Source organism: Bradyrhizobium tropiciagri (assembly GCF_018130545.1).
Taxonomy (GTDB): domain Bacteria; phylum Pseudomonadota; class Alphaproteobacteria; order Rhizobiales; family Xanthobacteraceae; genus Bradyrhizobium; species Bradyrhizobium tropiciagri_A.
Window position 1 is genome coordinate 727,824 of the sequence record NZ_JAFCKF010000002.1, and the last position, 23,224, is coordinate 751,047.

General features: G+C 63.7%; 28 protein-coding genes and 2 tRNA genes. 11 read left to right on the forward strand and 19 right to left on the reverse strand.

Annotated features, from left to right (window positions below; translation table 11 throughout):
• The first annotated feature begins 198 nt into the window (after nucleotides 1-198).
• Nucleotides 199-2,451 carry a TOMM precursor leader peptide-binding protein gene (locus JQ616_RS10040; RefSeq protein ID WP_212014032.1) on the forward strand — a complete coding sequence of 751 codons (2,253 nt, stop codon included), beginning with the start codon at nucleotides 199-201 and terminating at the stop codon, nucleotides 2,449-2,451.
• A 12-nt stretch (nucleotides 2,452-2,463) separates the two neighbouring features.
• A complete protein-coding gene (locus JQ616_RS10045; protein WP_349629976.1) occupies nucleotides 2,464-3,933 on the forward strand; it encodes a SagB/ThcOx family dehydrogenase in 1,470 nt (489 codons plus the stop codon).
• A 42-nt stretch (nucleotides 3,934-3,975) separates the two neighbouring features.
• Here JQ616_RS10045 and JQ616_RS10050 read toward each other — a convergent pair whose 3' ends face one another.
• Complete coding sequence (locus JQ616_RS10050) at nucleotides 3,976-5,796, reverse strand: carbamoyltransferase family protein (protein WP_212014033.1); 1,821 nt, start codon at nucleotides 5,794-5,796, stop codon at nucleotides 3,976-3,978.
• A 366-nt stretch (nucleotides 5,797-6,162) separates the two neighbouring features.
• Between JQ616_RS10050 and JQ616_RS10055 the strand changes: the two genes are divergently transcribed.
• Entirely contained in the window at nucleotides 6,163-6,441 is a 279-nt protein-coding gene (locus JQ616_RS10055) for a hypothetical protein (RefSeq protein ID WP_249136608.1), read from the forward strand.
• 315 nt (nucleotides 6,442-6,756) lie between these two features.
• Here JQ616_RS10055 and JQ616_RS10060 read toward each other — a convergent pair whose 3' ends face one another.
• From JQ616_RS10060 to JQ616_RS10090, 7 genes are all read right to left on the reverse strand, one after another.
• Nucleotides 6,757-7,533, reverse strand: a complete 777-nt coding sequence (locus JQ616_RS10060) for a cyclase family protein (RefSeq protein ID WP_212014035.1) — start codon at nucleotides 7,531-7,533, stop codon at nucleotides 6,757-6,759.
• Nucleotides 7,534-7,625: 92 nt separating this feature from the next.
• Complete coding sequence (locus tag JQ616_RS10065; protein ID WP_212014037.1) at nucleotides 7,626-7,919, reverse strand: UDP-N-acetylglucosamine-peptide N-acetylglucosaminyltransferase; 294 nt, start codon at nucleotides 7,917-7,919, stop codon at nucleotides 7,626-7,628.
• A complete protein-coding gene (locus JQ616_RS10070; protein WP_212014038.1) occupies nucleotides 7,916-8,197 on the reverse strand; it encodes a tetratricopeptide repeat protein in 282 nt (93 codons plus the stop codon). The genes JQ616_RS10065 and JQ616_RS10070 overlap by 4 nt, the downstream gene beginning before the upstream one ends.
• 348 nt (nucleotides 8,198-8,545) lie before the next feature.
• Nucleotides 8,546-8,622: transfer RNA gene (locus JQ616_RS10075), tRNA-Pro, on the reverse strand.
• Between the two features lie 120 nt (nucleotides 8,623-8,742).
• A complete protein-coding gene (locus JQ616_RS10080; RefSeq protein WP_212014039.1) occupies nucleotides 8,743-9,222 on the reverse strand; it encodes a DUF192 domain-containing protein in 480 nt (159 codons plus the stop codon).
• A gap of 197 nt (nucleotides 9,223-9,419) precedes the next feature.
• Nucleotides 9,420-10,082, reverse strand: a complete 663-nt coding sequence (locus JQ616_RS10085) for a cold-shock protein (protein WP_097672215.1) — start codon at nucleotides 10,080-10,082, stop codon at nucleotides 9,420-9,422.
• 214 nt (nucleotides 10,083-10,296) lie between these two features.
• On the reverse strand, nucleotides 10,297-11,058 hold the full coding sequence (locus JQ616_RS10090; protein ID WP_212014040.1) for an SIR2 family NAD-dependent protein deacylase: 762 nt from the start codon (nucleotides 11,056-11,058) through the stop codon (nucleotides 10,297-10,299).
• Between the two features lie 192 nt (nucleotides 11,059-11,250).
• Between JQ616_RS10090 and JQ616_RS10095 the strand changes: the two genes are divergently transcribed.
• Complete coding sequence (locus tag JQ616_RS10095; protein WP_212014041.1) at nucleotides 11,251-11,412, forward strand: hypothetical protein; 162 nt, start codon at nucleotides 11,251-11,253, stop codon at nucleotides 11,410-11,412.
• A 110-nt stretch (nucleotides 11,413-11,522) separates the two neighbouring features.
• On the opposite strand, the gene JQ616_RS10100 is transcribed toward JQ616_RS10095, so the two are convergent.
• The 3 genes from JQ616_RS10100 to JQ616_RS10110 form a co-directional block, all read right to left on the reverse strand.
• Nucleotides 11,523-11,798, reverse strand: coding sequence for a hypothetical protein (locus JQ616_RS10100; protein WP_212014042.1), 276 nt, complete (start codon nucleotides 11,796-11,798; stop codon nucleotides 11,523-11,525).
• Nucleotides 11,799-12,128: 330 nt separating this feature from the next.
• The gene (locus JQ616_RS10105; protein ID WP_212014849.1) at nucleotides 12,129-12,314 is read right to left on the reverse strand and encodes a hypothetical protein; all 186 of its coding nucleotides are present in this window, start codon (nucleotides 12,312-12,314) and stop codon (nucleotides 12,129-12,131) included.
• A 243-nt stretch (nucleotides 12,315-12,557) separates the two neighbouring features.
• A complete protein-coding gene (locus JQ616_RS10110) occupies nucleotides 12,558-12,905 on the reverse strand; it encodes a GrlR family regulatory protein (RefSeq protein WP_212014044.1) in 348 nt (115 codons plus the stop codon).
• Between the two features lie 166 nt (nucleotides 12,906-13,071).
• On the opposite strand from JQ616_RS10110, the gene JQ616_RS10115 reads away from it, so the two are divergent.
• The 3 genes from JQ616_RS10115 (at nucleotide 13,072) to JQ616_RS10125 (ending at nucleotide 15,550) form a co-directional block, all read left to right on the forward strand.
• Entirely contained in the window at nucleotides 13,072-13,245 is a 174-nt protein-coding gene (locus tag JQ616_RS10115) for a hypothetical protein (protein ID WP_212014046.1), read from the forward strand.
• Nucleotides 13,246-14,105: 860 nt separating this feature from the next.
• Nucleotides 14,106-14,558: a VOC family protein gene (locus JQ616_RS10120; RefSeq protein WP_050420326.1), complete on the forward strand. Its 453-nt coding sequence runs from the start codon at nucleotides 14,106-14,108 to the stop codon at nucleotides 14,556-14,558.
• Nucleotides 14,559-14,908: 350 nt separating this feature from the next.
• Nucleotides 14,909-15,550: a glutathione S-transferase family protein gene (locus JQ616_RS10125; RefSeq protein ID WP_212014048.1), complete on the forward strand. Its 642-nt coding sequence runs from the start codon at nucleotides 14,909-14,911 to the stop codon at nucleotides 15,548-15,550.
• A gap of 18 nt (nucleotides 15,551-15,568) precedes the next feature.
• Here the strand turns inward: JQ616_RS10125 and JQ616_RS10130 are convergent, their stop codons facing one another.
• From JQ616_RS10130 to JQ616_RS10150, 5 genes are all read right to left on the reverse strand, one after another.
• A complete protein-coding gene (locus JQ616_RS10130) occupies nucleotides 15,569-15,814 on the reverse strand; it encodes a hypothetical protein (protein WP_212014050.1) in 246 nt (81 codons plus the stop codon).
• Nucleotides 15,815-15,845: 31 nt separating this feature from the next.
• Nucleotides 15,846-16,103, reverse strand: a complete 258-nt coding sequence (locus JQ616_RS10135; protein WP_163159771.1) for a PilZ domain-containing protein — start codon at nucleotides 16,101-16,103, stop codon at nucleotides 15,846-15,848.
• 165 nt (nucleotides 16,104-16,268) lie between these two features.
• Nucleotides 16,269-16,343, reverse strand: a tRNA-Glu gene (locus JQ616_RS10140).
• A gap of 159 nt (nucleotides 16,344-16,502) precedes the next feature.
• A complete protein-coding gene (locus tag JQ616_RS10145; protein WP_212014052.1) occupies nucleotides 16,503-16,652 on the reverse strand; it encodes a hypothetical protein in 150 nt (49 codons plus the stop codon).
• A 78-nt stretch (nucleotides 16,653-16,730) separates the two neighbouring features.
• On the reverse strand, nucleotides 16,731-17,072 hold the full coding sequence (locus JQ616_RS10150; RefSeq protein ID WP_212014054.1) for a hypothetical protein: 342 nt from the start codon (nucleotides 17,070-17,072) through the stop codon (nucleotides 16,731-16,733).
• Nucleotides 17,073-17,224: 152 nt separating this feature from the next.
• On the opposite strand from JQ616_RS10150, the gene JQ616_RS10155 reads away from it, so the two are divergent.
• Nucleotides 17,225-18,457 carry a Zn-dependent hydrolase gene (locus JQ616_RS10155; protein WP_212014057.1) on the forward strand — a complete coding sequence of 411 codons (1,233 nt, stop codon included), beginning with the start codon at nucleotides 17,225-17,227 and terminating at the stop codon, nucleotides 18,455-18,457.
• A 7-nt stretch (nucleotides 18,458-18,464) separates the two neighbouring features.
• Here the strand turns inward: JQ616_RS10155 and JQ616_RS10160 are convergent, their stop codons facing one another.
• Together JQ616_RS10160 and JQ616_RS10165 are read right to left on the reverse strand one after the other, a co-directional pair.
• A complete protein-coding gene (locus JQ616_RS10160; RefSeq protein ID WP_212014059.1) occupies nucleotides 18,465-19,370 on the reverse strand; it encodes a sulfite exporter TauE/SafE family protein in 906 nt (301 codons plus the stop codon).
• Entirely contained in the window at nucleotides 19,357-19,500 is a 144-nt protein-coding gene (locus JQ616_RS10165; RefSeq protein ID WP_212014061.1) for a hypothetical protein, read from the reverse strand. Before JQ616_RS10165 ends, JQ616_RS10160 begins: the two co-directional genes overlap by 14 nt.
• Nucleotides 19,501-19,804: 304 nt before the next feature.
• Between JQ616_RS10165 and JQ616_RS10170 the strand changes: the two genes are divergently transcribed.
• The 3 genes from JQ616_RS10170 (at nucleotide 19,805) to JQ616_RS10180 (ending at nucleotide 22,785) form a co-directional block, all read left to right on the forward strand.
• Entirely contained in the window at nucleotides 19,805-20,842 is a 1,038-nt protein-coding gene (locus JQ616_RS10170; RefSeq protein WP_212014062.1) for a PrsW family glutamic-type intramembrane protease, read from the forward strand.
• Nucleotides 20,843-20,890: 48 nt separating this feature from the next.
• Nucleotides 20,891-21,463 (forward strand): HdeD family acid-resistance protein, encoded by a 573-nt coding sequence (locus tag JQ616_RS10175; protein WP_212014063.1) that lies wholly within the window; start codon nucleotides 20,891-20,893, stop codon nucleotides 21,461-21,463.
• A 236-nt stretch (nucleotides 21,464-21,699) separates the two neighbouring features.
• Nucleotides 21,700-22,785 carry a 3-deoxy-7-phosphoheptulonate synthase gene (locus JQ616_RS10180; protein WP_212014064.1) on the forward strand — a complete coding sequence of 362 codons (1,086 nt, stop codon included), beginning with the start codon at nucleotides 21,700-21,702 and terminating at the stop codon, nucleotides 22,783-22,785.
• A gap of 66 nt (nucleotides 22,786-22,851) precedes the next feature.
• Here JQ616_RS10180 and JQ616_RS10185 read toward each other — a convergent pair whose 3' ends face one another.
• A complete protein-coding gene (locus JQ616_RS10185) occupies nucleotides 22,852-23,118 on the reverse strand; it encodes a hypothetical protein (RefSeq protein WP_249136609.1) in 267 nt (88 codons plus the stop codon).
• Between the last annotated feature and the right edge of the window lie 106 nt (nucleotides 23,119-23,224).

Here is a 23,224-nt window from a genome sequence, read left to right on the forward strand (position 1 = left end):
ACATGCATCGATCGTCATGGCCGGGTCCGACACACGTCGGCCCGGCCAATTCATGTTGTCAATTCATATTGTCCCCGTATCGTTGCCCGGCTCGCTTCGGGCACCCGCGCGAAGGTTTGTCGAAGCCGGCACCGCGCCCCGCTTCACGCCTCGCCCCCGATTCAATAGTCTACCCACAAGCTGCACAGGAACGGTTCTTTGCCAGGAAAATCCACCCCGCGCACCAACAAGGACGTTCTGCAGTTCGCACCGAATTTCACAGCCTATGTGCTGCCTCCGGATGTTGTCTGCCTCTATTCCGAAGACCGAAAGTTCTTCCTCCACGGCGAGCTTTACTGCGCGCTGGCGGCGGCGATCGGTGCAAACGGCTGCAGCGTCGCCAAGCTCACGGCAGAGCTCGGGCGAAAGTTTCCGTCTGACAAGATCAATGAAGCCATCAAGCGACTGCATGACCGCCGCTATGTGATCTCAAAGCCGCCGGGTCACACCAACGCTGTTGCCGGGCTTTGGGCCAGCCTGGGTCTTCCCGAGGCGATCGCCGAGCAGAACCTTCACAACTGCCGCGTTCGACTCGAGACGATCGACGTCAAGGGCGGGGCCGAATTGAGCAAGGCACTGCAGGAACTGGGCGTCCGCATCGTCAAGACATCGCCCGACCTCACGGTCACGCTGGTGAACGACTACCTCGACCGGCGGCTCGCCGAGCGCAATTTGCAGCGCGTATCCGACGGATCACCTTGGTTGCTTGTGCAGCCGTCCGGCGTGTTTCCGCTGGTCGGCCCCGTGTTCAATCCGGGTGAGACCGCGTGCTGGACCTGCCTGTTCGACCGGATGATCCGCAACCGCGAGGTCAAGGGCTTCCTCGATCGCGGTGCGGCGCGGCCGGTCGCGGTCTCTCCGCTGGCGCAGCATCCGGTTGGACAGAGCGCCATCCAGCTGGCCGCCGTTGAGATCGCCAAGGCGATCGCCAGCGGCTTCCGCACCGATCTGCGCAATCACATCGTCAGTCTCGACCTACTGGGCTCGACGATCTCCAGGCATTACGTGGCAGCCCGCCCGCAATGCCCCACCTGCGGCAACAAGAAACTGCAGAACCCGCGGCGCGCGCCGCAACCGGTTGAGTTGGGGCCGGGCGCCAAGCTCATCATGACCAGCGGCGGCTATCGTGCCGTGTCGTCACGCGCCACGGTGGCGCGGTTCAAGAAGCATGTCAGCCCGCTCACCGGCGTGGTGACGCGGCTGGAGCGGATCGAGGTCGATCTGCCGATGAACACCAATTTCTACGCCCAGCATAATTTCTCCGCGCCGGCGCAAAACGTCGACGAGCTCCGCTCCGGCTTGAGCGGTGGCAGCTTCGGCAAGGGCAGCACCGCCGAGCAAGGCGAGGCCAGCGCACTGATGGAGGCGATCGAGCGCTATTCGGGAATCTTCCAGGGCGATGAGATCCGGGCGCGCAAGCGCTTCACCGACTTTGCCCCCGGCGACGCCATCCGTCCCAACGACATCCTGTTGTTCAGCGACGAGCAGTACCGCACCCGCGCCGTGCACAACCATGACGATTCCCACCCCACCCAGCCGGCGCCGGAACCGTTCGATCCATCGCAACGGATCGAGTGGAGCCCGGTCTGGTCGCTGCGCGACAAGCGCTTCCGCCAGATTCCGACCAGCCTGCTGTATTTCTTCTACCAGGGCCCGGCCGCCTTCGCTGCCGATTCCAATGGCTGTGCAGCCGGCAACACCCGCGAGGAGGCGATCACGCAGGGCTTCCTCGAATTGATGGAGCGCGATGCCTACGCGATCTGGTGGTACAACCGATCGCGACGGGCGGAGGTCGACCTCGACCAGTTCGACGATTCCTATGTCCGCGATCTCAAATCCCAGCTCGAGGCATCCGGCCGCAAGCTCTGGGTGCTCGACATCTCCAGCGATCTCGCCATCCCGACCTATGTTGCCATCGTGCACTGGATGCAGAACGGACAGGAGAACATCGAGTTCGGCTCCGGCTCGCACTTCGACCCGCGCATCGCGCTGCTGCGGTCGTTGACGGAGCTGAACCAGTTCCTGTCGATCGGATTGATGGGTGGCGGCAGCGGCGAGAAGCCGAGCCTGGATGGCATCAATCCGCTGCGGCTCGAGGACCATCCGTTTTTGATTCCGGATCCAAACCCGATCGTGCCCGCCGCCCCGGCGGCGAACGTGCCGCTCGACAACGCGCGCGCGCAGGCCGATGCCTGTGTCGAGATCGCTGCACGCGCCGGCATGGACTTCCTCGTGCTCGATCAGACCCGGCCGGACGTCGAGGTGCCGGTGGTGCGGGTCATCGTCCCCGGCTTGCGCCACTTCTATCGCCGCTTTGGACCGGGGCGGCTCTACGACGTACCGGTCAAGCTGGGATTGCGCGATCGCCGGTCGCTCGAGAGCGAGTTGACGCCATTCCTCCCGCACAGCTGAGGTGATACCGGCGTGCCTGCGCCCAGGAAAATCAACGAGAAGAAGAAAGCGCGCGGCACGCCGCCGACCCTTTTCGCCCGGCTCAACGCGCGCGTCTCGTTGCAGGCGCAAGCCGACGGCAGCATGGCGGCGCATTTCGACGACTATTCGGAACCGCTGGGGAAGTTCAGCGCCGTCGCGGTAGAGCGTGCACAGCAGCTGCCGACCGGGCTGCCGCTGTCTGCCGCCGCGCCCGACGGCGATGCGGTCGAACGCGACATCGAGCGCCTGATCCGGCAATTGGCGCGCCGTGGCCTGCTGGAATACCGCCTCGGAGGCGCGCGCGCCGACGATGATCTGGTGGTGATCGAACCGCAGCTTCCGGATTATTGGCCGCGGACGCCGAAGCTCACTGACGCGACAACGATCGTGCTGTCGCGCTTTGCCTACATGCGGCGACGCGGCGCAGAGATGGTGCTGGAATCACCGCGGGCCGGCGCGCTGTTCAGGATTCGTGATGCCGGGATTGCAGCCCTGCTCACGGCCCTCGCTACGCCGCACAAGATCAGCCAGATCCGGCGGCAAGACCGCTATCGGGGACCAGCCCTGCTCGCGCTCCTGCTGGATTGTCACATCCTCGTCGAGGCCGACGCCGCCGACCGCGATACCCTGCGGCAGGCAGAAGGCGACGACGGCCTGGTGCTGTGGGATTTCCACGATCTGCTGTTCCACACCCGCAGCACGGAAGGCCGGCAGGCCAATCCGCTCGGTGGCCTTTATCCGCACACCGGACTGATCGCGCCGCTTCCCGCGATCCGGCCGGCCTGGCCAGGCAAGACCATCAAGCTGCCGGACTCCGACCGGATCGCCTCCGCGCTCGAACGGCTGCTGCATGACAGACACTCGACGCGCGATTTCGACGATCGCAAACCGATCACGCTGGCTGAGCTTGCGGCATTCCTGAACAATGTCGCGCGGGTCCGGGCCAAATGGAGCAGCCCGCTCGAGTTTGCCGACGACGGGCCCGATATCGAATACACCAGTAGGCCGTATCCCGCAGCAGGCAGCGCCTACGAGCTTGAACTCTATCTCGCCGTCGGCAATTGCGATGGCCTCACGCCGGGGCTCTATCACTACGACGCCGATGCGCACGCGTTGGTAGCCATCGACGTCCGCCCGCAGCACCTCGAGGCCATGATGCAAAGCGCGGTCTTCGCCATGGATGCATCGTCTCGACCTCAGATCCTGATCACGATCGCCGCGCGCTTCGGCCGGATCTCGTGGAAGTACAGCGCCATCGCTTATGCGCTGATCCTGAAGGACGTCGGCGCCCTGACCCAGACGCTGTATCTGGCGGCGACGGATTTGGGCCTCGGCGGCTGTGCGATCGGCACCACCAATATCGATCTGTTCGCGAAAATGACCGGGCTCGACTTCCACGTCGAAGGACCGGTCGGCCAGTTCGCGCTGGGGCGCGGCATCGCACCATCCGCGCCCGCCTAGTCCTCGATCGCCGCCACGACAGCATCACAGGGAGAGACCTGATCAGCCTGCGCGGCTCGGATCTGGTGCAGCGGTCGCGGCAACGATGCTCGTGACATCGCCGAACGTATTCATGACCGGCGCAACGACCTTGTGCATCGCTGTCTTCGACACCAGCGTGTCGTGCAGCACGAGGTTGTCGATCCCGGTGGTGAGGAAGCAGCTCACGGCATCTTCAGGCGTTTCGACAATCGGCTCGCCCTTGACGTTGAACGATGTGTTGATCAGCACCGGTACGCCGGTCAGCGCCTCGAACTCCTTCAGCAGGCGATAAAGCGTCGGGTTGGTTTCTTCCCGCACGCTCTGCACCCGCGCCGAGCCGTCGACATGCACGATCGCCGGGATCCTGTCGCGCCACTCCGGCCGCACCGGCTTTGCGATCAGCATGTAGGGCGAGTCCTCCTCGCCCTCGAATATCTCCCTCATGCGCTCGGCCAGCACGATCGGGGCGAACGGCCGGAAGGCTTGCCGATGCTTGACGCGGCTGTTGAGGATGTCCTTCATTTCGGGCTTGCGCGGATCGGCGATCAGGCTGCGATTGCCGAGCGCGCGCGGGCCGAATTCGGAACGGTCCTGGAACCAGCCGATCACGCGCTGGTCGGCGAGCAGCTTCGCGGTATCGCGGCAGATATTGTCACTGCGCTTCGCATCGACCTGGATGCGCACCAGGAAGCTTTGCAGCGCCGCCGCGACCTCGGCGTCGCTGTAGCGCCGGCCGACATAGGCGTGGTCCATCACGAACGACCGGCGCGCTTTGAGGATTTCGAGCCAACCGTAATAGGCGCAGCCGATCGCGATGCCATCATCGCCGGCAGCGGGCTGGATCCAGATGTTCTCGAAGCCCGCCTCGCGCGCGATGCGCCCGTTGGCCACGCAGTTCAGCGCGACGCCGCCGGCGATGCAGAGGTTCTTCGCGCCGGTGGCCTCGCGCAGCCAGCGCGCCCGCGCCAGCAGCACGTACTCGGTATCGTCCTGCACCCGCCAGGCGATGTCCTCCCAGTGCCGCATCGTCGGGCTCTTGTCCCAGTTGCCGCCGTCGAGCACGAAGGGCTGCTGGTTGTCATCGCCCCAGAACGGCACGTGCAGCCTGCCATCCTTCATCTCGAGGAGATGGCCGACCTGCTCGCGGCGACCATAGGGCGCAAGGCCCATCAGCTCGCCGCACTTGTTCCAGTCGCCGAACACGTAAGTCGAGACCCTGCTGTACAACGCGCCCAAGCCCGGCATGTTGTAGAACTCGTCCGACAACAGACCGCGCGCCGGCTCCATGAAGACCTTCTTCAGGCATTCCAGTCTGGTGTCGTCGAACCTGTAGTAGCTCTCGGACTCCCGGGCGAGTGGCGACGCACCATCCTGCGGATAGGACTCCATCGCGTCGGCCTGGTAATTGCCGACGCCGTCGACGATCATCACGACACCGTCCTTGAACGGCGACACCGCGAATGCGCTGTAGGCATGCGCGAGGTGATGCGAGATCGACACCACCTTGTCGGACCTGGAACGAAACAGCGGATGCTTGATCGCCTCGTTGCGCTCGGCAATCGGCAGGAAGCCCGGCATGTCCTGGTGGAGCATCCGCTCCTCCATCTCGGGTACCGGCAGGATGTAACTGTTGCGCACCACGAGATCGACGTCGTCGAGCGTGATGCCCTCGGCGGACAGGCAGTAGTCGACGACTTCCTTGTAGAAGCCGGAAGCGTGCTTCTCGCGGGTGATGCGCTCCTTCGAGATCGCATAGGCGATCGCGCCGTCGCGCAGCAAGCAGGCGCTCACGTCATGGTCGTAGACGTTGAGACCAAGGACATAGGTGTGTTGTTTCGGCATGGATACTCTTCGGCGGGCGACTTACTGGATGCTCGGAAAGCATGATCGTGTCGACATCAAGTTACCGATACGCTTTTCTCGAGGTCTTCAAATTCCGACTCTGTGGCCAACGATCAAATCACCGCAGATCATGATGAACAGAATGAACAGCGGATGAACGGCAAGATGAACGCAGCGCCCTGATCATATCTGCAAATAGGACGGCAACTTGACCTGATGTATCTACCTCAATAGTGTCCGCGAAATCCGCAAGAACCTTGGTGAAAATGTTGTCTTAGAATGCGCGAACCAACGATCGGTCTCGCGCGTCTAAGCGAGACAGCCAGCATCGGTTCTGATGTCTGGAAGTGACTGGAGATCTCTGGAATGACTAAACGCTACAATATCCTGACTCGCTGCCTTGCAGCGGTCGCTTTGTTGTTCGTCTATGTCGCAAGCACCTCTGCCATCCTGGTCGGCGCCACCACGTCATCTGCGCAAGCGCAATGGCGCGGACGCGGTTATGGCTATCGCGGCGGCTGGGGCCGCGGACGCGGTTGGGGCTATGGTCGCGGCTATGGATACTACGGCGGTTACGGCTACGGCGGTTATGTCGGTCCCCGTTGTTGGTGGACCCCGCGTGGTGTTCGGGTCTGCCGGTACTGACAACTGCCGACACGAGCGATTTGAAGACAAAGATCAGGTGCGTCGGTTTCGGCGCACCTGATTTTCTTTTGGGGTCCGCCTCAGCATTGGCACGCAAGAAAGAGCCCCGGGAGACGCGCCGGGGCTCTAGTCACGGGAGAGAACGCTTCAGAAAATCGGGACGCGAGGACGAGCCGCCAGCCCGATCACCCAATGCATCTACGACGTGCATCAGAGCAGATTCATCTGCCTTAGGCTGTAGCTATCTCGCAACAATCGAGCGGAATGAACAGTTTGTCCACCGGTTCCCGAGCTCGTTTAGGAACCCCACAACGGCTAGCCGTCGAGGATCGCGACCGCCCTCGTCCACCCTGCCGAGGCACGCTCGATCTTCACCGGAAAGCACGACACCATGAACCCGGTCGACGGCAGCTGCTCGAGGTTGTGCAGCTTCTCGATATGGCAATAGCCGATGTGCCGCCCGGCCTTGTGGCCTTCCCAGATCAGGCCGGCGTCCTTCGTCTCGGCATATCTCTTCGCGGTGAAAACGAACGGCGCGTCCCAGCTCCAGCCATCGATGCCGGTCAGGCGCACGCCGCGTTCGAGCAGATACATCGTCGCCTCATAGCCCATGCCGCAGCCCGAATTGACATAGTCGGGCTGGCCATACTTCGCGCCGGCGTTGGTGTTGACGACGACGATCTCGAGCGGCGACAGCGTGTGACCGATGCGCTTCAGCTCGGCTTCGACATCGCCTGCGGTCGCGACGTAGCCGTCAGGCAGATGCCGGAAGTCGAGCTTCACGCCCGGCTGGAAGCACCATTCCAGCGGCACCTCGTCGATGGTCCAGGACCGCTCGCCGCGGTTCATGGTCGGATGGAAATGCCAGGGTGCATCGAGATGGGTGCCGTTGTGGGTGGAGAGCGAGACCTGCTCGACGGCCCAGCCCTGACCGTCAGGCAGATCGGCAGCCTTCAATCCGTCGAAGAACTGCAGCATGCGCGGCAGCCCCTGCTGGTGATCGATATACTGGATGGTCGGATGATTGCCGGGCGGGTCGGCCGGAACGTCGTTCTGCAGGGGAACGGAGATATCGATCAGTCTGCGCGCCATGGTGCCTCCTCGCGGATTGTTCTTGTCAGGCCGGCGACGTCCTGCCGGTGTCGACCTCGCGTCTCGCAAGGCAGCTGGATCGATCATCCATCCTATTCAGGAACAATGATCGTATCCGGCGCCAGGCCGGCCTGCTGTCGCTTGTACATTGCGATGTAGGCCGCTTCGATCTGCCTCGTGAAAAGCTTTGTATCAAACAGCGGCTTGCTCAGACGGTTCTGCGCGAGCTTGGCTTTCAGGGCCCTTATCGTTTCCGGATTCGCTGCGATCTCGACCGCCCGATCTTCATATTCTTTTGCGCTATGGGCAATCAGTTCCGGCAAGCCCAGCGCGTTCAACAGGCTTGCGGCCACCCGGCCCCCCAACGCATCGCCAATCAGCGTCAAGACCGGCAAGCCTCGTAGCGCCCCAATTCGGTCAATACATTGCCGCGACCGCACCATGCCTCGGTGAGTTCAGGATCGAGTGCCAGCGCCTTGTCGTGGGATGCAATTGCTTCGTCCAGGCGCTTCAGCTTGGAGAGTACATTGCCGCGACCGAGCCAGGCCTCCGCAAGGTCAGGCTTGAGCGCCAGGGCCTTGTCGAACAGCGCGACCGCCTCAACTGGCCTTCCGGCATTCATCGCGTTGATGGCGTTTTGGTATGCTTTTTTTGCCGCGCTCATCCTGCTTCCCGTGATTGCGGGCGGACACTAGCAGGCAACCAGAACGGGACAAGGTTCCCGCATGACATCCTCGCAGATAGCCCGCGCAACCTCCGGGCCCGGCCTGCGCGCGCTGCGACATTACAACCGCGACCGAACCCGTCCTGGGGTTGAACCTATCTGCCGCCCGGACGACCCATTGGCACTGGGGATTTCAGGGCCCAGTATTCGACGGCGCCGTCTGGACGAAGATATTCCGTCCGGGCGGCGTTGTTGCGTCGGTCCAGATGATCTCGAGCAAAGCTCTGTCTGCACCGGTCTCGCGCGACCAGCCCCGGGACAGTGTTGCGATGACGTCTCAGGATGGGATGGTCGGGGCAGCTGGATTCGAACCAACGACCTGCAGTACCCAAAACTGCCGCGCTACCAGGCTGCGCTATACCCCGACATTTCCGAGAGGCCCCGTGGATACACGCTTCAGCCGGCGCCAGCAAGGCGCCGGTGCGGGGCTTACTGCTGCGACGCCGGCGGCGGTTTCCGTCCCGAAATCGCGCAGAAACGGAAGGCTAGTGGCCGCCGAACAGCGGATGGCCGACCCGGTCGCCGGGCTGGATGCCGTACTTCTGCGCGGTGCCGGCAATCACCTCGAGGACGCCCTTGGCGAGCCCCCGCGACGGAATGATCTTGGTCGACAGCGGCTCGGTGTTCTCGGCGATCCGCAGGATGCGCCCGTCGGCGCGGATGAAGATCATGTCGAGCGAGATGTAGGTGTTCTTCATCCACATCGACACTTCCTGCTCCGGCGTGAAGTCGAACAGCATGCCTTTGCCGTCCGCGAGCTCCTTCCGGTACATCAGGCCGGTTTCCTTCTCCTGCTCGGTGGTCGCCATCTCGACCGAGAAGACATGCACGCCTGACTTGGTGACGATCTCGAGCGGCTGGACGCTGGCGGCCTGCGCGGCCGGGGCGAGCAGCGCGCCGACCATGATGACGAGGCAGGCTATCAGCCACAGGCGGAGCCGACCAACACTACAAACGGAATTCATCGACAAATACTCACACCGAGGAAGAATTTCCGGCGGACCCTAACCCGATGATTGCGGCAAATGCCAGAGCCGAGAGGCCTCGCCGGCGGCTCACGTTTCCGTCAGGGCACACGACGGGGGTCTTGTCTGAGCTTGACCTACTCGGACAACCGCTTCGCACTTTGCGCGAACGCGGCCCTCCGGGTCCGGGATCACGCTCAGTGCGACGACAGCGCCGAAGGGCCGGTCTCCGGGTGGATCTCGGCGGCCATCATGCCCTTGGAGCCGGGCCCGAACCGCACCAGCACATACTGGCCGGGGCGCAGCTCGGTCATGCCGAAGCGGCGCAGCGTCTCCATATGCACGAAGATGTCGGGCGTGCCTTCCCCGCAGGTCACGAAGCCGAAGCCGCGCAGCCGGTTGAACCACTTGACCTGCGCACGCTCGAGCCCGCTGGTCGCGGTCACCGTGACGTGGGTGCGCGGCGGCAGCATCTGCGCCGGGTGGATCGCGGTCGACTCGTCCATCGAGACGATGCGGAAGGCCTGGTAGCCCTTGGCGCGCTGCACGCATTCGACGACGAGGCGCGCGCCCTCATAGGCGGTCTGATAGCCGTCGCGCCGCAGCACGGTCACGTGCAGCAGGATGTCGGGCCAGCCATTGTCGGGGACGATGAAGCCGTATCCCTTCGACGCGTCGAACCATTTGATGACGCCGGAGACTTCGACGAGATTGGCCGCGGCGTCGCCGAGACCGGAGAAGGCATCCAGCGCCGGATCGCGCGGCGCGCTGCCATACTCGCCTTGTGCAATGCGACTTTGCCCAACTCCGCCGATCGGCGGCCCGCCGAGCTTCTTGGACTCAAATCCGTCCGACCCCATGACCCCGGACCCCACACATCAAAATGCAGATCGCCGACGTTGCGGCGCATCCTGTACGCGCTGCTCTCCGTGACCAACTCACTTGGACAACTCACCTGGACGCTGCGCGAATCTCTTAATCAAAAGATAACACTCCCGCTTGCCGGGCATAGCTAAAAAAACGATTCTTGCCGGAACTATGAACAGGCTTGCACAGCCGCGAATCAATCGGGCACTAATTGCCTACGAAAGGACCAAGCGTGTCGCCGATGTCATGGCGGATCACCAGATCGGCGATGTCGTCCTGATCGGTCGGCTCGTTGTTGATGATCACGAGCCGCGCGCCGCTCTCTCTCGCCATCATCGGAAAGCCTGCGGCAGGCCACACCACCAGCGACGACCCGATCGCCAGAAACAGATCGCACTGCCGGGCGAGTTCCGCGGCGCGGCGCATCGCATCCTCGGGCATCGACTGCCCGAACGAGATCGTCGCGGTCTTCACGGGGTCACCGCAGTCTGCGCAGTCGGGCGCGCTGCCGGCCTTGTCGAAGTGCTGCTTCACCCACGACAGGTCGTAGTCCTTGCCGCAACCGATGCAGCGGGCATAGGTCGTGTTGCCGTGCAGCTCGATCACGTCGTCGGCCTTGAAGCCGGAGGCCTGATGCAAATTGTCGATGTTCTGCGTGATGATGCCGGGAACCTTGCCGGCCCGGTAGAGCGAGGCGAGCGCGCGATGCCCGCGACCGGGCTTAGCCGCGACAAACGTCGGTTCCATCGCGAAGCGGCGACGCCACGATTCGTCGCGCGCCTCCTGGCTGGCGACGAACTCGTCGAACGGAATCGGCCGGTTGCGGGTCCACAGCCCGCCGGGCGAACGGAAATCGGGGATGCCGCACTCGGTGGAGATCCCCGCCCCGGTGAAGGGCACGATCGATGATGCCTCGGCAATCATGTTGCCGAGCTGCTCGACGCCGCTGCGCAAGTCTTTCGCGATCACTGCAAACGATCCGGTTGGCCGCTGCGACTATAGCACGGTCCAACCGGTTGCGAGCTCGGCCGCGACGCGGGCGATCGGGCCCTGCCCGCCGCCTCAGCATCATCACATTCCTGCACGGCCTGCTCCGCATTGACGCCCAATTCACCGACGCCAATGCGCGCGGGGATAGGACCACCACGACGAGGATGGGCAATGACAGATGTGGAAGAGCGCGTCGCGCGCGAGCGCGAGGAGATCGTCGCACGCATTGCAAGCTTCCGGGCGACGCAGCAGAAGTTCGAGCGCGACCGCCAGGAATATTACGACAACACGCTCGGCAATGTCTGGAGCGGATTGCAGCGCAAGAGCGCCTGATGTCGTCCTCGCTCGCTCACCGGACGATCGATGCGGGCGCCCTCCGCGCCTTCACATCGTGACGTGCAGTTGAGAAAAGCCCGGAGCGATGTGCTCCGGGCTCGTCGCCATTACCAATAATGGCGATAGTAGTGGTGCCGATAATACGGACCGCGGTAGTAGGCGTATCCGTCACCATAGTAGCCGTAGCGCGGGCCATAGTAGCCGTAACCGGGCCCGTAGTAATAATGTGGGCCGTAGTAGGCGCCAGCCGCGCCCGCGGCGAGTGCGCCGGCGGCCAGACCGAAAGCCAGGCCGGGACCGATGCCGCGTGCCTGTGCCGGCGCGCTGATCATCGTTGCACCAACCGTCGCAACCGTCGCCAGGACTGCCAATGTCTTTCTCATCACAACCTCCTCACTCAAGTTCGTGAGGCTAACGCGGGCTCGATGGGATGGTTGCAACAAGGCCAGGTGCGGAGCGAGTGTTCCGGTTCCGCAGCCATGCGATTGCGCAAAGCTACCATCGGTTAGCGCGGGAACAAAGACACAACCTCAGGGATTAGCTTGTCTGTAAGCGAGGTTGGCACCGATGCCGGCGTGGATGGAACTGCTACTGAATGTGATGGGCTTTGCCGGTTTCATCGGCATCGCGATGTATCACAAGCACCCGAACGGGAAGCTGCCGGACTGAGCGTCGGCGGCCCGGTGTCCCGGTTGCCTGGTCAGTTCGTCTTGTCAGTTCGCTTTGCGCGCCTCGCCCGCCGTCCGGACCAGCCGGTCCGCCTTGACCAACACCCTGCCCCCCTCGGGCTGCTGCCGCAGCCAGAAGCTGATCGTTACAAAAGCTGCACAGAACAGCAGGCCCACCACCATCACACGCCGGTGGGTCGGTCGGTCAGCGCTATGGAACGATGGCATCATGGCGGTCACCTGCAACCATCCCTAGCGCAATCGCAGGTGGTGGCAACGCGATGCTGCTCTTAACCTAACCCGGTAGGGTTAGCGGTGGCCCGGTATTCCCCTTAATGATGGCTCGATCGGCCACACGTCGCGGGTGCACAGACTATCCCCCGCTTGTCCGCAGCAAATCCACAGCCGCACCAGGTCCATTTGCGCAACAAGCTTCGGCGCTTGCTGCGCACTCGTCCACAGGCCTCGCGCCGATCAGGCGTCAGCGAGCCATTTCAGGGTCGCCTGGAAGCCCAGGCTGCGGGTTCCAATCAGCACGGTGCCGAACGCCTCGGCCTGGTCGCCGCTGAAGGTACCGGTGAAGCCGCTCGACACCTCGTGGCCTGCGAACAGCGGCCGGGTGAACGGGTCAGGTAACGGCGTATGCTGGTTGGTGCTGAGATGTCCCTTCCAGGTCCCCTCGCCGACCGTATAGGCGCCGATCGACCAGAAATACGGCCCGCCGCCGATCAGCACCCCATCGCGCAGGATCAGGACACCGCTGTCGCGCCCCCGGACACCGTCCGTCATGTGCATGTGGATCGAGTAGAGCCCATTCCTCATGGATCGCGCCGCCGGTCCCGAAAACGGCAGTATGACGCCAAGCCGGGCCGCAGGCGAGCGCGCCGTACCCGCCCGGCCGCCGATTCGGACTAAAAACCGCCCCGGCGAGGCGCTTACAGATCGTTAAGAAAGTCCTGACAAGGTCGGCTATCGGAGGGAGAGAGCCATGCTCGTTTACCCCGTACCTGCCGAAGTGACGCAAGCCCGGGTGCAGCTCGTCGTCGATCAGACGGCGAAGGAGCAGCCGCGTATCATCAGCGCGGATGTGCTTGATGTGTTCGCTGCCAAGAACAAGGCCGACCGCGACACCATCGAGACCATTCTCGACATCAAGGTGTGAGATCGCAATCAGCCGTTGCGTTCTGGATGCCACGAAGACTCCGCGCGCGCGGCGTCCCGTTCTGAACCTTTTGCGAGCTGGGAAGACACAACAGCACTGGGGATTTCAGGGCCCAGTATCAGGCACAGCGCTGTGGGACGAAGATATTCCGTCTACGCGGCGCTGTTGCATTTTACAAATTCAACCTTAAGTTTGGTCCCCAACAGTTGACGGCTCACGCCCTGAGAGATCCCCAGTCCGTCAGCTGGGAAAGCCCCGCATCCAGCCTGCGGGGCTTTCTATTTTCCGGGCGCGGGAACCAGCCGCTCAGGGCCACGTTAGATGCCCGGTGCCGGCAGGATCTCCCCAAGGCCGGTCGGCATCAGACCTCGCGAGCCCACTCGCGGGGTTTTACTTTTTAGAGGACGTCCAACCTCGCGCGTCCTTGATTGGCCGTGATGGCCATTCGATGAGATAGAGGTACCAGCCTCCAAGGCTCGACCACGAAAGCCCTGTCCCGGAATTGCCCGGGCGGGGCTTTCTCTTGTCTCGCGCCGCATGCGCCCTGTTTGCGGCGGCGCATAAAGCTTTAGATGCCGCACCAATCGGGGAGCAGTTTGCGCTCGTCATCTGGTTCATCGCCAGCGCGATCCGAAACATCGCCCACGCAGATTGGCGCGCCAACGTCCATCGACTTGACGAGAGTCCTGCGCGATCAAACCTTCACGCAATCGCGATCATGAAGCGCCGGAAAGCGCGAACGGCAGCAGAGCAAGGCCGCACCTTATCGCTGCCCCTCGGTTCGATTTGCTGCTAGTTTCCGCGGCGAACCACCCCCCGCCCCAACAAGAATCTCTGAACGTTTCTCAGGAGGATAAAAAATGCGCTATCTGCACACCATGCTGCGCGTCCGCAATCTCGACGTCGCGATGAAATTCTATCAGGACGCGCTGGGGCTGAAGGAAGTGCGCCGCATCGACAATGACAAGGGCCGCTTCACGCTGGTGTTTCTCTGCGCGGAGGAAGACCTTCACCTGCTCAAATCGCTGCCGCAAACCCGCGGCGCGCCGCTGGTCGAACTGACCTATAATTGGGACGAGGAGAAATACGGCGAGGATCGCCATTTCGGCCACCTCGCCTATGAGGTCGACGACATCTACGCGACCTGTGAGAAGCTGATGAAGATGGGCGTCACCATCAATCGTCCACCGCGCGACGGCAACATGGCATTCGTGCGTTCGCCCGACCTGCACTCGATCGAAATCCTGCAAAAGGGAGATCCGAAGGCACCGGCCGAACCGTGGGCATCGATGCCCAATACCGGTCACTGGTAAACGCCGCGCCCGCGCGCTTCGTTCCTATGCGCTATGCCGCAGCGATGCGCGGGACGATCGTTAGGAACGTGACACGACCGTTGACGTTGCCTCCCCACAAGAGGAATGCGAGGAGGCAACGGAGATGGGAAAAGGGATTTTGCTTTGGCTGTTGGGCGTGCCGATCCCGGTGATCATTGTGCTGTGGTTGTTGTTCGGTCGCTGACTACGTTTTGATGCGTGTAAATCGACAAGGCTCTGCCGCAATGCGGCGGAGCCTCTTTTTTGCTCTCGGTACGATTCATCCCGCGCTTTCCGCTGACGTTTCGGCTAAGAAGCGCGCAAAGCACAACAGCGGGAAGAATCGCGACATGGATAGCAAGCCGCAACTGACGATCTGGGGCCGAGCCAATTCGGTCAATGTTCAGAAGGTGCTCTGGTGTCTCGCCGAGCTCGAGCTGCCCTATCATCGCATCGATGCCGGCATGCAGTTCGGCAAGAACGATCAGCCCGATTATCTCGCGATGAATCCGAACGGCCGCGTCCCGACGCTGGTCGACGGCGACTATGTGCTGTGGGAATCCAATTCGGTGATGCGCTATCTCTGCATGGCCTATGGCCAGCACGCGCCGATCTATCCGCAGCCGCCGAGGGCGCGCGCCGCAGTCGACCGCTGGCTCGACTGGACGCTGTCGACGCTGCAGCCGGTCGACCGCCCGGTGTTCTGGGGGCTAGTGCGTACGCCGCCGGACAAGCGCGACATGGTCCAGATCCAGCAGGCCGCCGATGCCGAGGGCGTGGTGTGGCGCGTCGCCGAGGCGCAGCTCGCAACCCGCCGCTTCATCGAGGGCGATCAGTTCACCATCGCCGACCTCGCGCTCGGCGCCTTTGCGCGGCGCTGGTTTGGTGTCGAGGGCGTCACCAAGCCCAGGCTGCCCCATCTCGAACGCTGGTTCGGCGAGATCGCGCAGCGGCCGGCTTTTGTGCAGATCGTCGCGCCGCCGATGTCGTGAGCGCCGCCGGCAGTCCGTTCAGCGGCCGCTCGACATCCCTGCACCGACACTGATGCCGCCGCCAAGCTTCACGCAGGTGTCGCTGCCCTCGACCTTGACGAAGCCCGGTCCATACGACGCGCACGGATTGCTCCGCGTCGCGGATTTCGACGGCAAGATTTTCCCGGCATCGGGCGGCGTCTGGAAATTGCGGCGGTCGCCCTGCTGCGCGAACGCAACAGCGGGAAGCAGGACAGCGGCGATGACGAGGCAGGTTTTGCGCATCCCGCCTTTTATCCCGCGCAGCCTGATGAGGCTAGCGCACGAACTTGACGCCGAACGTCTTGCCTTCGCGCCAGACCACCTCGCAGGCGCGCCCGGTGCGGGCGTCGCGCGAAAACGCCAGCCGCAGCTTGGCCGGCAGCGTGTTGTTGTCCTGGACGGTGATCTTTGCGCCCGACGAGGAAATGTCCTCGACCACGCATGGCCGCGCCGCGAATCCGCCGTCGAGCGTGATCCAGCCGGATTGCCGCAGCGATTTGCGCGTTTCGCGCTTCTTGGACCCTAAAGCCATCACATCATCCCCGGCACACGCCTAGCGCCGGTGGCTTACCAAAGGGTTGCGAAATCACGGCGGATTGCAGTGATTGCGGCGTTGTTCACACCGTCAGAAGGCAGGACAAGGCGGCCCGCCCAAGGACGGCCATTGCATTGGCGGGAATTTCGGTTTGCCGCGCTATGGCGCTCCCTAGCGGAATCGAACCGCTCTCTCCACCGTGAAAGGGTGGCGTCCTAACCGATAGACGAAGGGAGCAAAACTCTCGGCAGATCAATACGTTAGACGTGAGAAGCGCCGGAATCGGCCGCAGCCCTCAGGGGCCGCGACGGGCGAACGTATAGTGGCGATTGGCCGGGCGGGCAAGCGTCGAGACGCGCTTTTCGCGGATTGGCCCCCGGTCGCCCGCCGGAGGGGTTATCTGCAGGACAATCCGGCCTCGATCGAGGTCCAGAAGCCGCAATGCAGCGGCACATGGGCATGGGCCCGCGAGCCACCGACATGAATCAGGATGACGGCGGCAAGCGCGACGACGACGGCGGGAACGATGAGTCTTCGGAACGACATGGGCCTGCGCATCAACCGACTTCGTGGCCTAACTAAGGCCTACAGGCCGGACGGCAGCAGCACGCGCAGCGCCGGCCGCTAGTGATTGCTGGCGACGTCCTGACGGTTGGTCGGCTGCGCCGCCGCCACCGCCGGCTTCTGCTTGATGCAGGTGCTGCAGATCACGAGCTTGCGCGCGAGCCGCTCATCGGCATCCGCATCCGACAGCTGCGTCCCCGGCACCGCAGGTGACGCGTTGTGCGCATGGCGGCGCGGCTGCGGCTGATTGGGGTCTTGTCCGGCACCGTCCCAGGCCAGCGGCCCTGTTCCCGGTGGCGGCGCGCTCATGCTGTATTGCTGCGCAACTTGCGCGCAGGCGCCAAGCGCGATCGGAAGAAACAACACGGCGGCCTTGCGGGCCCAGTTCCGGAATGCAGACATGATCACACTCACACGCTATTCGTACTACGAGCTAAGAGCAGAACCGCTAAGAAATCGTTCACCCTGATTGTTCCGTCGCATCCAACCGCGACGGCATCAAGACGGGATTGCGGCGCCAACACGTAATCAAGACGCTAATCCGGAGTCCCCTCATGCCAGGCACCAACGATCGCTTCGACGGCAAGCGCGTGCTCGCCGATCTCAACACGCTGCGTGCGATCGGCGCCTACAAGTCCGGCGTGCACAAGCCGACCTTCTCAGAGCCGCATCTGCGCTCGCTCGACTGGCTGGCCGCCCGCCTGCCCGACGCGGATCTCACCGCAACGATCGACGGCATCGGCAATGTGCTCGGCACGAGCGCAAAGGCGGGACCGAAACTGCTCGCCGGCTCGCATCTGGAGAGCCAGAACCATGCGGGCTGGCTTGATGGCCCGCTCGGCGTGATCTACGCGCTCGAAGCCGCGCGCGTCATCAATACCGATCCGGAGATTCACGGCGCGGTCGAGGTCGCCTCGTGGTGCGATGAGGAAGGACATTTCGGCAGTTTCCTCGGCAGCCGCTCCTTTGCCGGCGCCGTCACCGAAGCCGACATCGATGCGGCGCGCGACCGCTCCAGCGATCGCACCATGCGACAGGCGTTGCAGGATGCGGGCTTCGCTGGACGCCCGCGCCTCAACGCCGAAGCTCGTCGCCATATCGGCTATCTCGAGGCGCATATCGAACAGGGTGACACGTTGGAGAGCAGCGGGCTCAAGATCGGTATCGTCACCTCGATCGTCGGCATCTGGCAGTATCGCATCACGTTCACCGGCGCGCAGAACCATGCCGGCACCACGCGGATGGCGGTGCGCAAGGATGCGGGACTTGCGCTGGCGCGGTTCTGTGTCGCGATCGACGATAGCCTCCCTGCCCTGTGCGGCCCGCGCACAGTGTGGACCACCGGCCGCATCACGCTGGATCCGGGTGCACCGAGCGTCATCCCGGGTGCCGCCGAGATGCTGTTCCAGATCCGCGACGACAATCCCGAGGTGATCGCACGTCTCGAGCAGCATCTGCAGCGCATGGCGGCCGAGGTCACCGCGCAGGGGCGTTGCAGCGTGAAGGTCGAACGCATCCGCACCGGCGTGCCCGCAATGATGACGCCCGCCTTCCAGGATGCGATCGAGGCCGCGAGCGCAACTTGCGCCGGCGGCAAATCCATCCGGATGCCGAGCAGCGCCGGCCATGACGCCCAGGTGCTAGCCACCATCATGCCGGCGGCGATGCTGTTCGTGCCGTCGATCGGTGGCATCAGCCATCACTGGAGCGAGAACACCGCCGACGCCGACATCGTCACGGGAGCCAAAGTGTTTGTCGAAACCTGCAGGCGCCTGCTGGCAGGTTAGCGCGCCGTCAGCTCGGACCGCGCCGGTTGCCGGATCGCAGCGAAGCCAGAGCGTGCGAGTTCTGCGCGCTGCCTCGCCGCGCAGTGAAGAAGACGTACAACAGGCAGACGTCGATCAGGATCGTGCCGGCCATCACGCTGTAGGCCCACGGGCTGTCGATCAGCTTCAGTTCCATCAATACGCGCGACAGGCCGAAGCCCACGACCCAGGCATCGAAGCTCATGCAGATCCGGCGAAACGTCTCGGCATCCAGCCGCCGGATCAGCCAGGCCCCGAGCGGGATGCCGACGACGACGCAGGGAACCAGCACGAACAAAATACTCCGGCTCTCTTCGATGAACAAACCGAGCTTGTAGTACGCGATCGCCGTGAGACTGGACTCCGTCACCCGAACCAACGCGAGTCCGGCCCGGAACTCGTCTTTGACGAGGCCCTGATTGTTGAACAGGATCGCCAGCGGCGGTCCCGAGATGGTCGTGACCGAGTACAGGACGCCGAGCGTCGTTCCAAACGGCAAACCGACCAGCCATTTCGACTGGATCGGCCGTCGCCATCCGGCCGCCTGCAGCAGGATCAACGGCAGAATGATCGAGTAGGTGGCGAATTTGGTCCAGCCGGGCAGCAGCGATGTCAGCGTAAAGGCGCCGATCGCGATGCCCGGCACCAGGCCGATCAGGATCGGCAGCACGCGCCGCCAAACCGCCGGCACGCCGCTCAGATTGATGCACAGAACATATAGGTTGACGAAGACTTCGACGATGACAACCGCAGGGTTGAGGACGCGGTTGGTATAGAAGACAAGCGCGACCGGCACGGTGAGCGAGGAAAACCCGTAACCCAACGCACCGTTCACAAAAGCCGCAAACAGAGCGATCACGGCAAGAACGATCACAGCAGAATCAATCGAAGGCATCTTTGGCTTTTACCGGATCAGTCGCTTTGCCTGCGGCATTATAGCCTAACGCAAGCGGCTCGGTGCCGAAACTTGCGGCTGTCGGGTCTTGCAAAGCACCCGCGCTCGCGGTGACGACGGATCGCTTCATTCAGAGGTCGCCACCCCATCGGGACGTTGAAGCTCTGCGCGGGGAATGCCGCTTGGAGCCTTGATGGTGCGTTGGGCCTTCAGGAACCTGACCCGGGACAGATAGCTTGCAGCCCGCTCCGGCTCTGACGAGGCCCGCAACAACGGGCTTCCGGCACGCTTTCGCGGGTACCGTGGCATATTGGACACGAGAACCGCCTCGGCCGAACCTATTCTCCTCACCGCACGATTTGCAATCCGCTGAACTTGCTGCCATTTCTTGGGTACGCATCGCTTTGATGCCTTTGAAGGGGCCCGTCCGGCTCATGTTGTTGTTTGAGTCGCTTCCAACGGTCATTGGCGCCGCCGCCATTGCCCCCGCACTGCTGGTGTTGTGGCTCGTCATCGCAGCCGACGAGCGCCCGGGACCGCCGGTGCAGGTGTGGCTGGCCTTCGTGCTCGGTGCGGCCAGCATCTCGCTGCTCGGGCTGGCGCGAATTCCCTTCAACGCGCTGCTCGCCATTCCCGACGATCCCTGGGCGACGCAAGCGGTGCGCGCGCTGTTCGGCGTCGCGGCGCCGGAGGAGATCGTCAAGGTTCTCGTCATCGTCGTCATCTCGACGCGCCGCCGCGCCTTCGCCGATCCGATGGATACGGTGGTCTATGGCGCGGCCGCCGGACTCGGCTTCGCCGCCTATGAAAACCTCGCCTATCTGGTCCAGCACAAGGACATGTGGCGCGCGCTCGCGGCGTTGCGCAGCGTGCTCACCGTGCCGTTCCATGGCTCGCTCGGGATCATCGCCGGCGCCTACCTGGCGATCGCGCGCTCCGGCGGCGCGCTCGGTGCCTATCGGGGTCACCGCGACTGGGCGCGGATCACGAACTGGACGCTGGTGCTGGTCGCGCCGGTCCTGCTGCACGCGGCGTTCGATTTCCCGCTGCTCGTGCTGCAGCGCATGCCCGATCTCGGCTCGACCACGCGGCTGCTGCTCGGTTCGGCCAGCGTGCTGGTCGGCTTCTCCTCGATCGGCTTTGCGATCCGCCTGGTGCGCCGCCTCGGCAAGCATCACGCGCCGCGCACCGACGTCGCGCGCGAGCGGCTCAGCCAACTGCGGCGGATGTGGGCGCTGCTACTGATCGGCGGCGGCACCGGCTTTGCCGGCGTCTCCTTCCTGCTCACCTCGCTGCATCACTGGTACGTCAATCCCGAGCGCAATGCGTCGTTCATCCTGGTGCCGATCGGCTTCACCTCGATCCTGATTGGCCTCGCGCTCCTGATCGCGACCACCGCCGTCTACTTCCTCGGCCGCAACCGGATGCGCACCGCCGCGGAGGGCTTTCCGTCCGCGCCAAGCCAGAGCTAGGATACGCTGCACGCGCAGACTTTACGCTCGCAGATCGGGAGTGCCGCGATGACCCTGCCCAACAACCTCGACAGACTGCGATCGGAGATGCAGGCTGCCGTCAAGGCGCACTGGAAGGCGTTCCTGTTCGAGGGCATCCTGCTCGTGGTGCTCGGCATCGCGGCGATGATCGTGCCGACCTTCGCAAGCCTCGCCGTCACCATCTTCCTCGGCTGGATGTTCCTGATCTCGGGCATCGGCGGGCTGATCGTGACGTTCTGGGCGCGCAACATGCCGGGCTTCTGGTGGTCGCTGATATCAGCCGCGCTCGCCGTGCTGGCCGGCATGGTGCTGCTGGCTCGTCCGATGCAGGGCGTGCTGACGCTGACCATCGTCATCGGCGCCTATTTCGTCGCCGAGGGCGTCGCCACCGTCATGTACGCGCTCGAGCATCGCCGCGAATTGTCGGGACGCTGGTCCTGGCTCTTGATCGCAGGCCTGATGGACATCGTGGTCGCCTTCTTCATCATCGCCGGCCTGCCGGAGTCGGCGGGCTGGGCGATCGGCCTCCTGGTCGGCCTCAACCTGATGTTCGGCGGCGCGACGCTGATCGGCATGGCGTTGGCGGCGCGCAACACCTGACGGCGAACCGCAGGGGGCTTGCATTTGGGGGGTGACAGCCCCAAATCCCTGCGCTATAGAGCCGCCCCATGATCACCACTGCCACCAGCTATTTTTGGTACTTTAGCTACGACAGCTCGCTGGCGGCAGGAGGATCGCGCTCAATCTGAAGAATTGCAGCAAACGTCCAAAACAAGCCGCCAGACCTGGCGGCTTTTTTGTTGCCGGCAGGTCCCAAAAATCCAAAGGAGCCAGCCGTGTTGAGTACGACAGACGATCTTCGCATCAAGGAACTGAAAGAGCTGAGTACGCCCGAAGAGGTGATGCGGGAGGTCCCGCGCACCCTGACGGCGACCCGCGTCGTGATGGGCGCCCGCAACGCCATCCATGCCATCCTCAACGGCACCGATGACCGCCTGCTGGTCGTCGTCGGCCCCTGCTCCATTCACGATCCCGCGGCGGCCGTCGATTACGCCGAGCGCCTCGCCGGCCTGCGCGAGCAGCTCGCCGACCGCCTCGAGATCGTGATGCGGGTCTATTTCGAGAAGCCGCGCACCACCGTCGGCTGGAAGGGGCTGATCAACGATCCCGGCCTCGACGGCAGCTTCGACATCAACAAGGGCCTGCGGCTCGCCCGCAATGTGCTGTCGGCCGTGAACAATCTCGGTCTGCCGGCCGGCACCGAATTCCTCGACATGACGACGCCGCAATACATTGCGGATCTCGTGTCCTGGGCCGCGATCGGCGCGCGCACCACCGAAAGCCAGATCCATCGCGAGCTGGCGTCCGGCCTGTCCTGCCCGGTCGGCTTCAAGAACAGCACCGACGGTGGCGTGCGGATCGCGGCCGACGCGGTGAAGTCGGCCTCGCACCCGCATCACTTCATGGCGGTCACCAAGGGCGGCCGTTCGGCGATCGCCGCAACCAGCGGCAACGAGGATTGCCACGTCATCCTGCGCGGCGGCCGGATGCCGAACTATGATGCCGCGAGCGTCGATGCCGCCGCTGCCGAACTCGGCCGCGCCGGTGTCGCAGCGCGGCTGATGATCGACACCAGCCACGCCAACAGCAGCAAGAAGCCGGAGAACCAGCCGCTGGTGGCCGCCGACATTGCGCAGCAAGTCGCAAGCGGCGAACAGCGCATCGTCGGCGTAATGATCGAAAGCAATCTGGTTGCGGGACGCCAGGACGTCGAGCCGGGCAAACCTCTGACCTACGGCCAGAGCATCACCGATGGCTGCATCGACCTCGATACGACGGCTGACGTGTTGAAGCAGCTGGCCGACGCTGTCGACGCAAGGCGCCGCGTGCGGCCTGACGGCTTGCAGGAGCGTTCGGCCTGACGCGGCCGAACGGATTGAGCATTGCCGGCGGGGCGGCTGTCGCGCTCCGCCGGCGTACTGCGCAGCTTAACAGCCGCGACAGATGCTCTTGATCTTCTTGTCGAGCGCGGCGTCTTCCTTGTTGGCCTGGCTGTTCGGATCGCTGATATTCTTCTCGTTGCTGACGTCGCCCCGGCGCGGCTGACGATGTCCGATCGGCGCTTCCGGCACCCCCGACCCCTTCTGCATGGAGGACGATCCGCCCTGTTGCTGCGCCCAGGCCAGGGACGTTCCAAGCTGGGGCGCTCCGACCGCAGCCATCATCAGAGCCATCAACAAAACTGTCTTCCGCATCTCGCGTCTCCGCTTCTCAACCCTATCGCGCCCGTTCCGGCAGCTCGACGGTAGCACAGTTGCGTCGTCCCTGCGCTGCGCAATCCTGAACCTTCCGTATATCGGC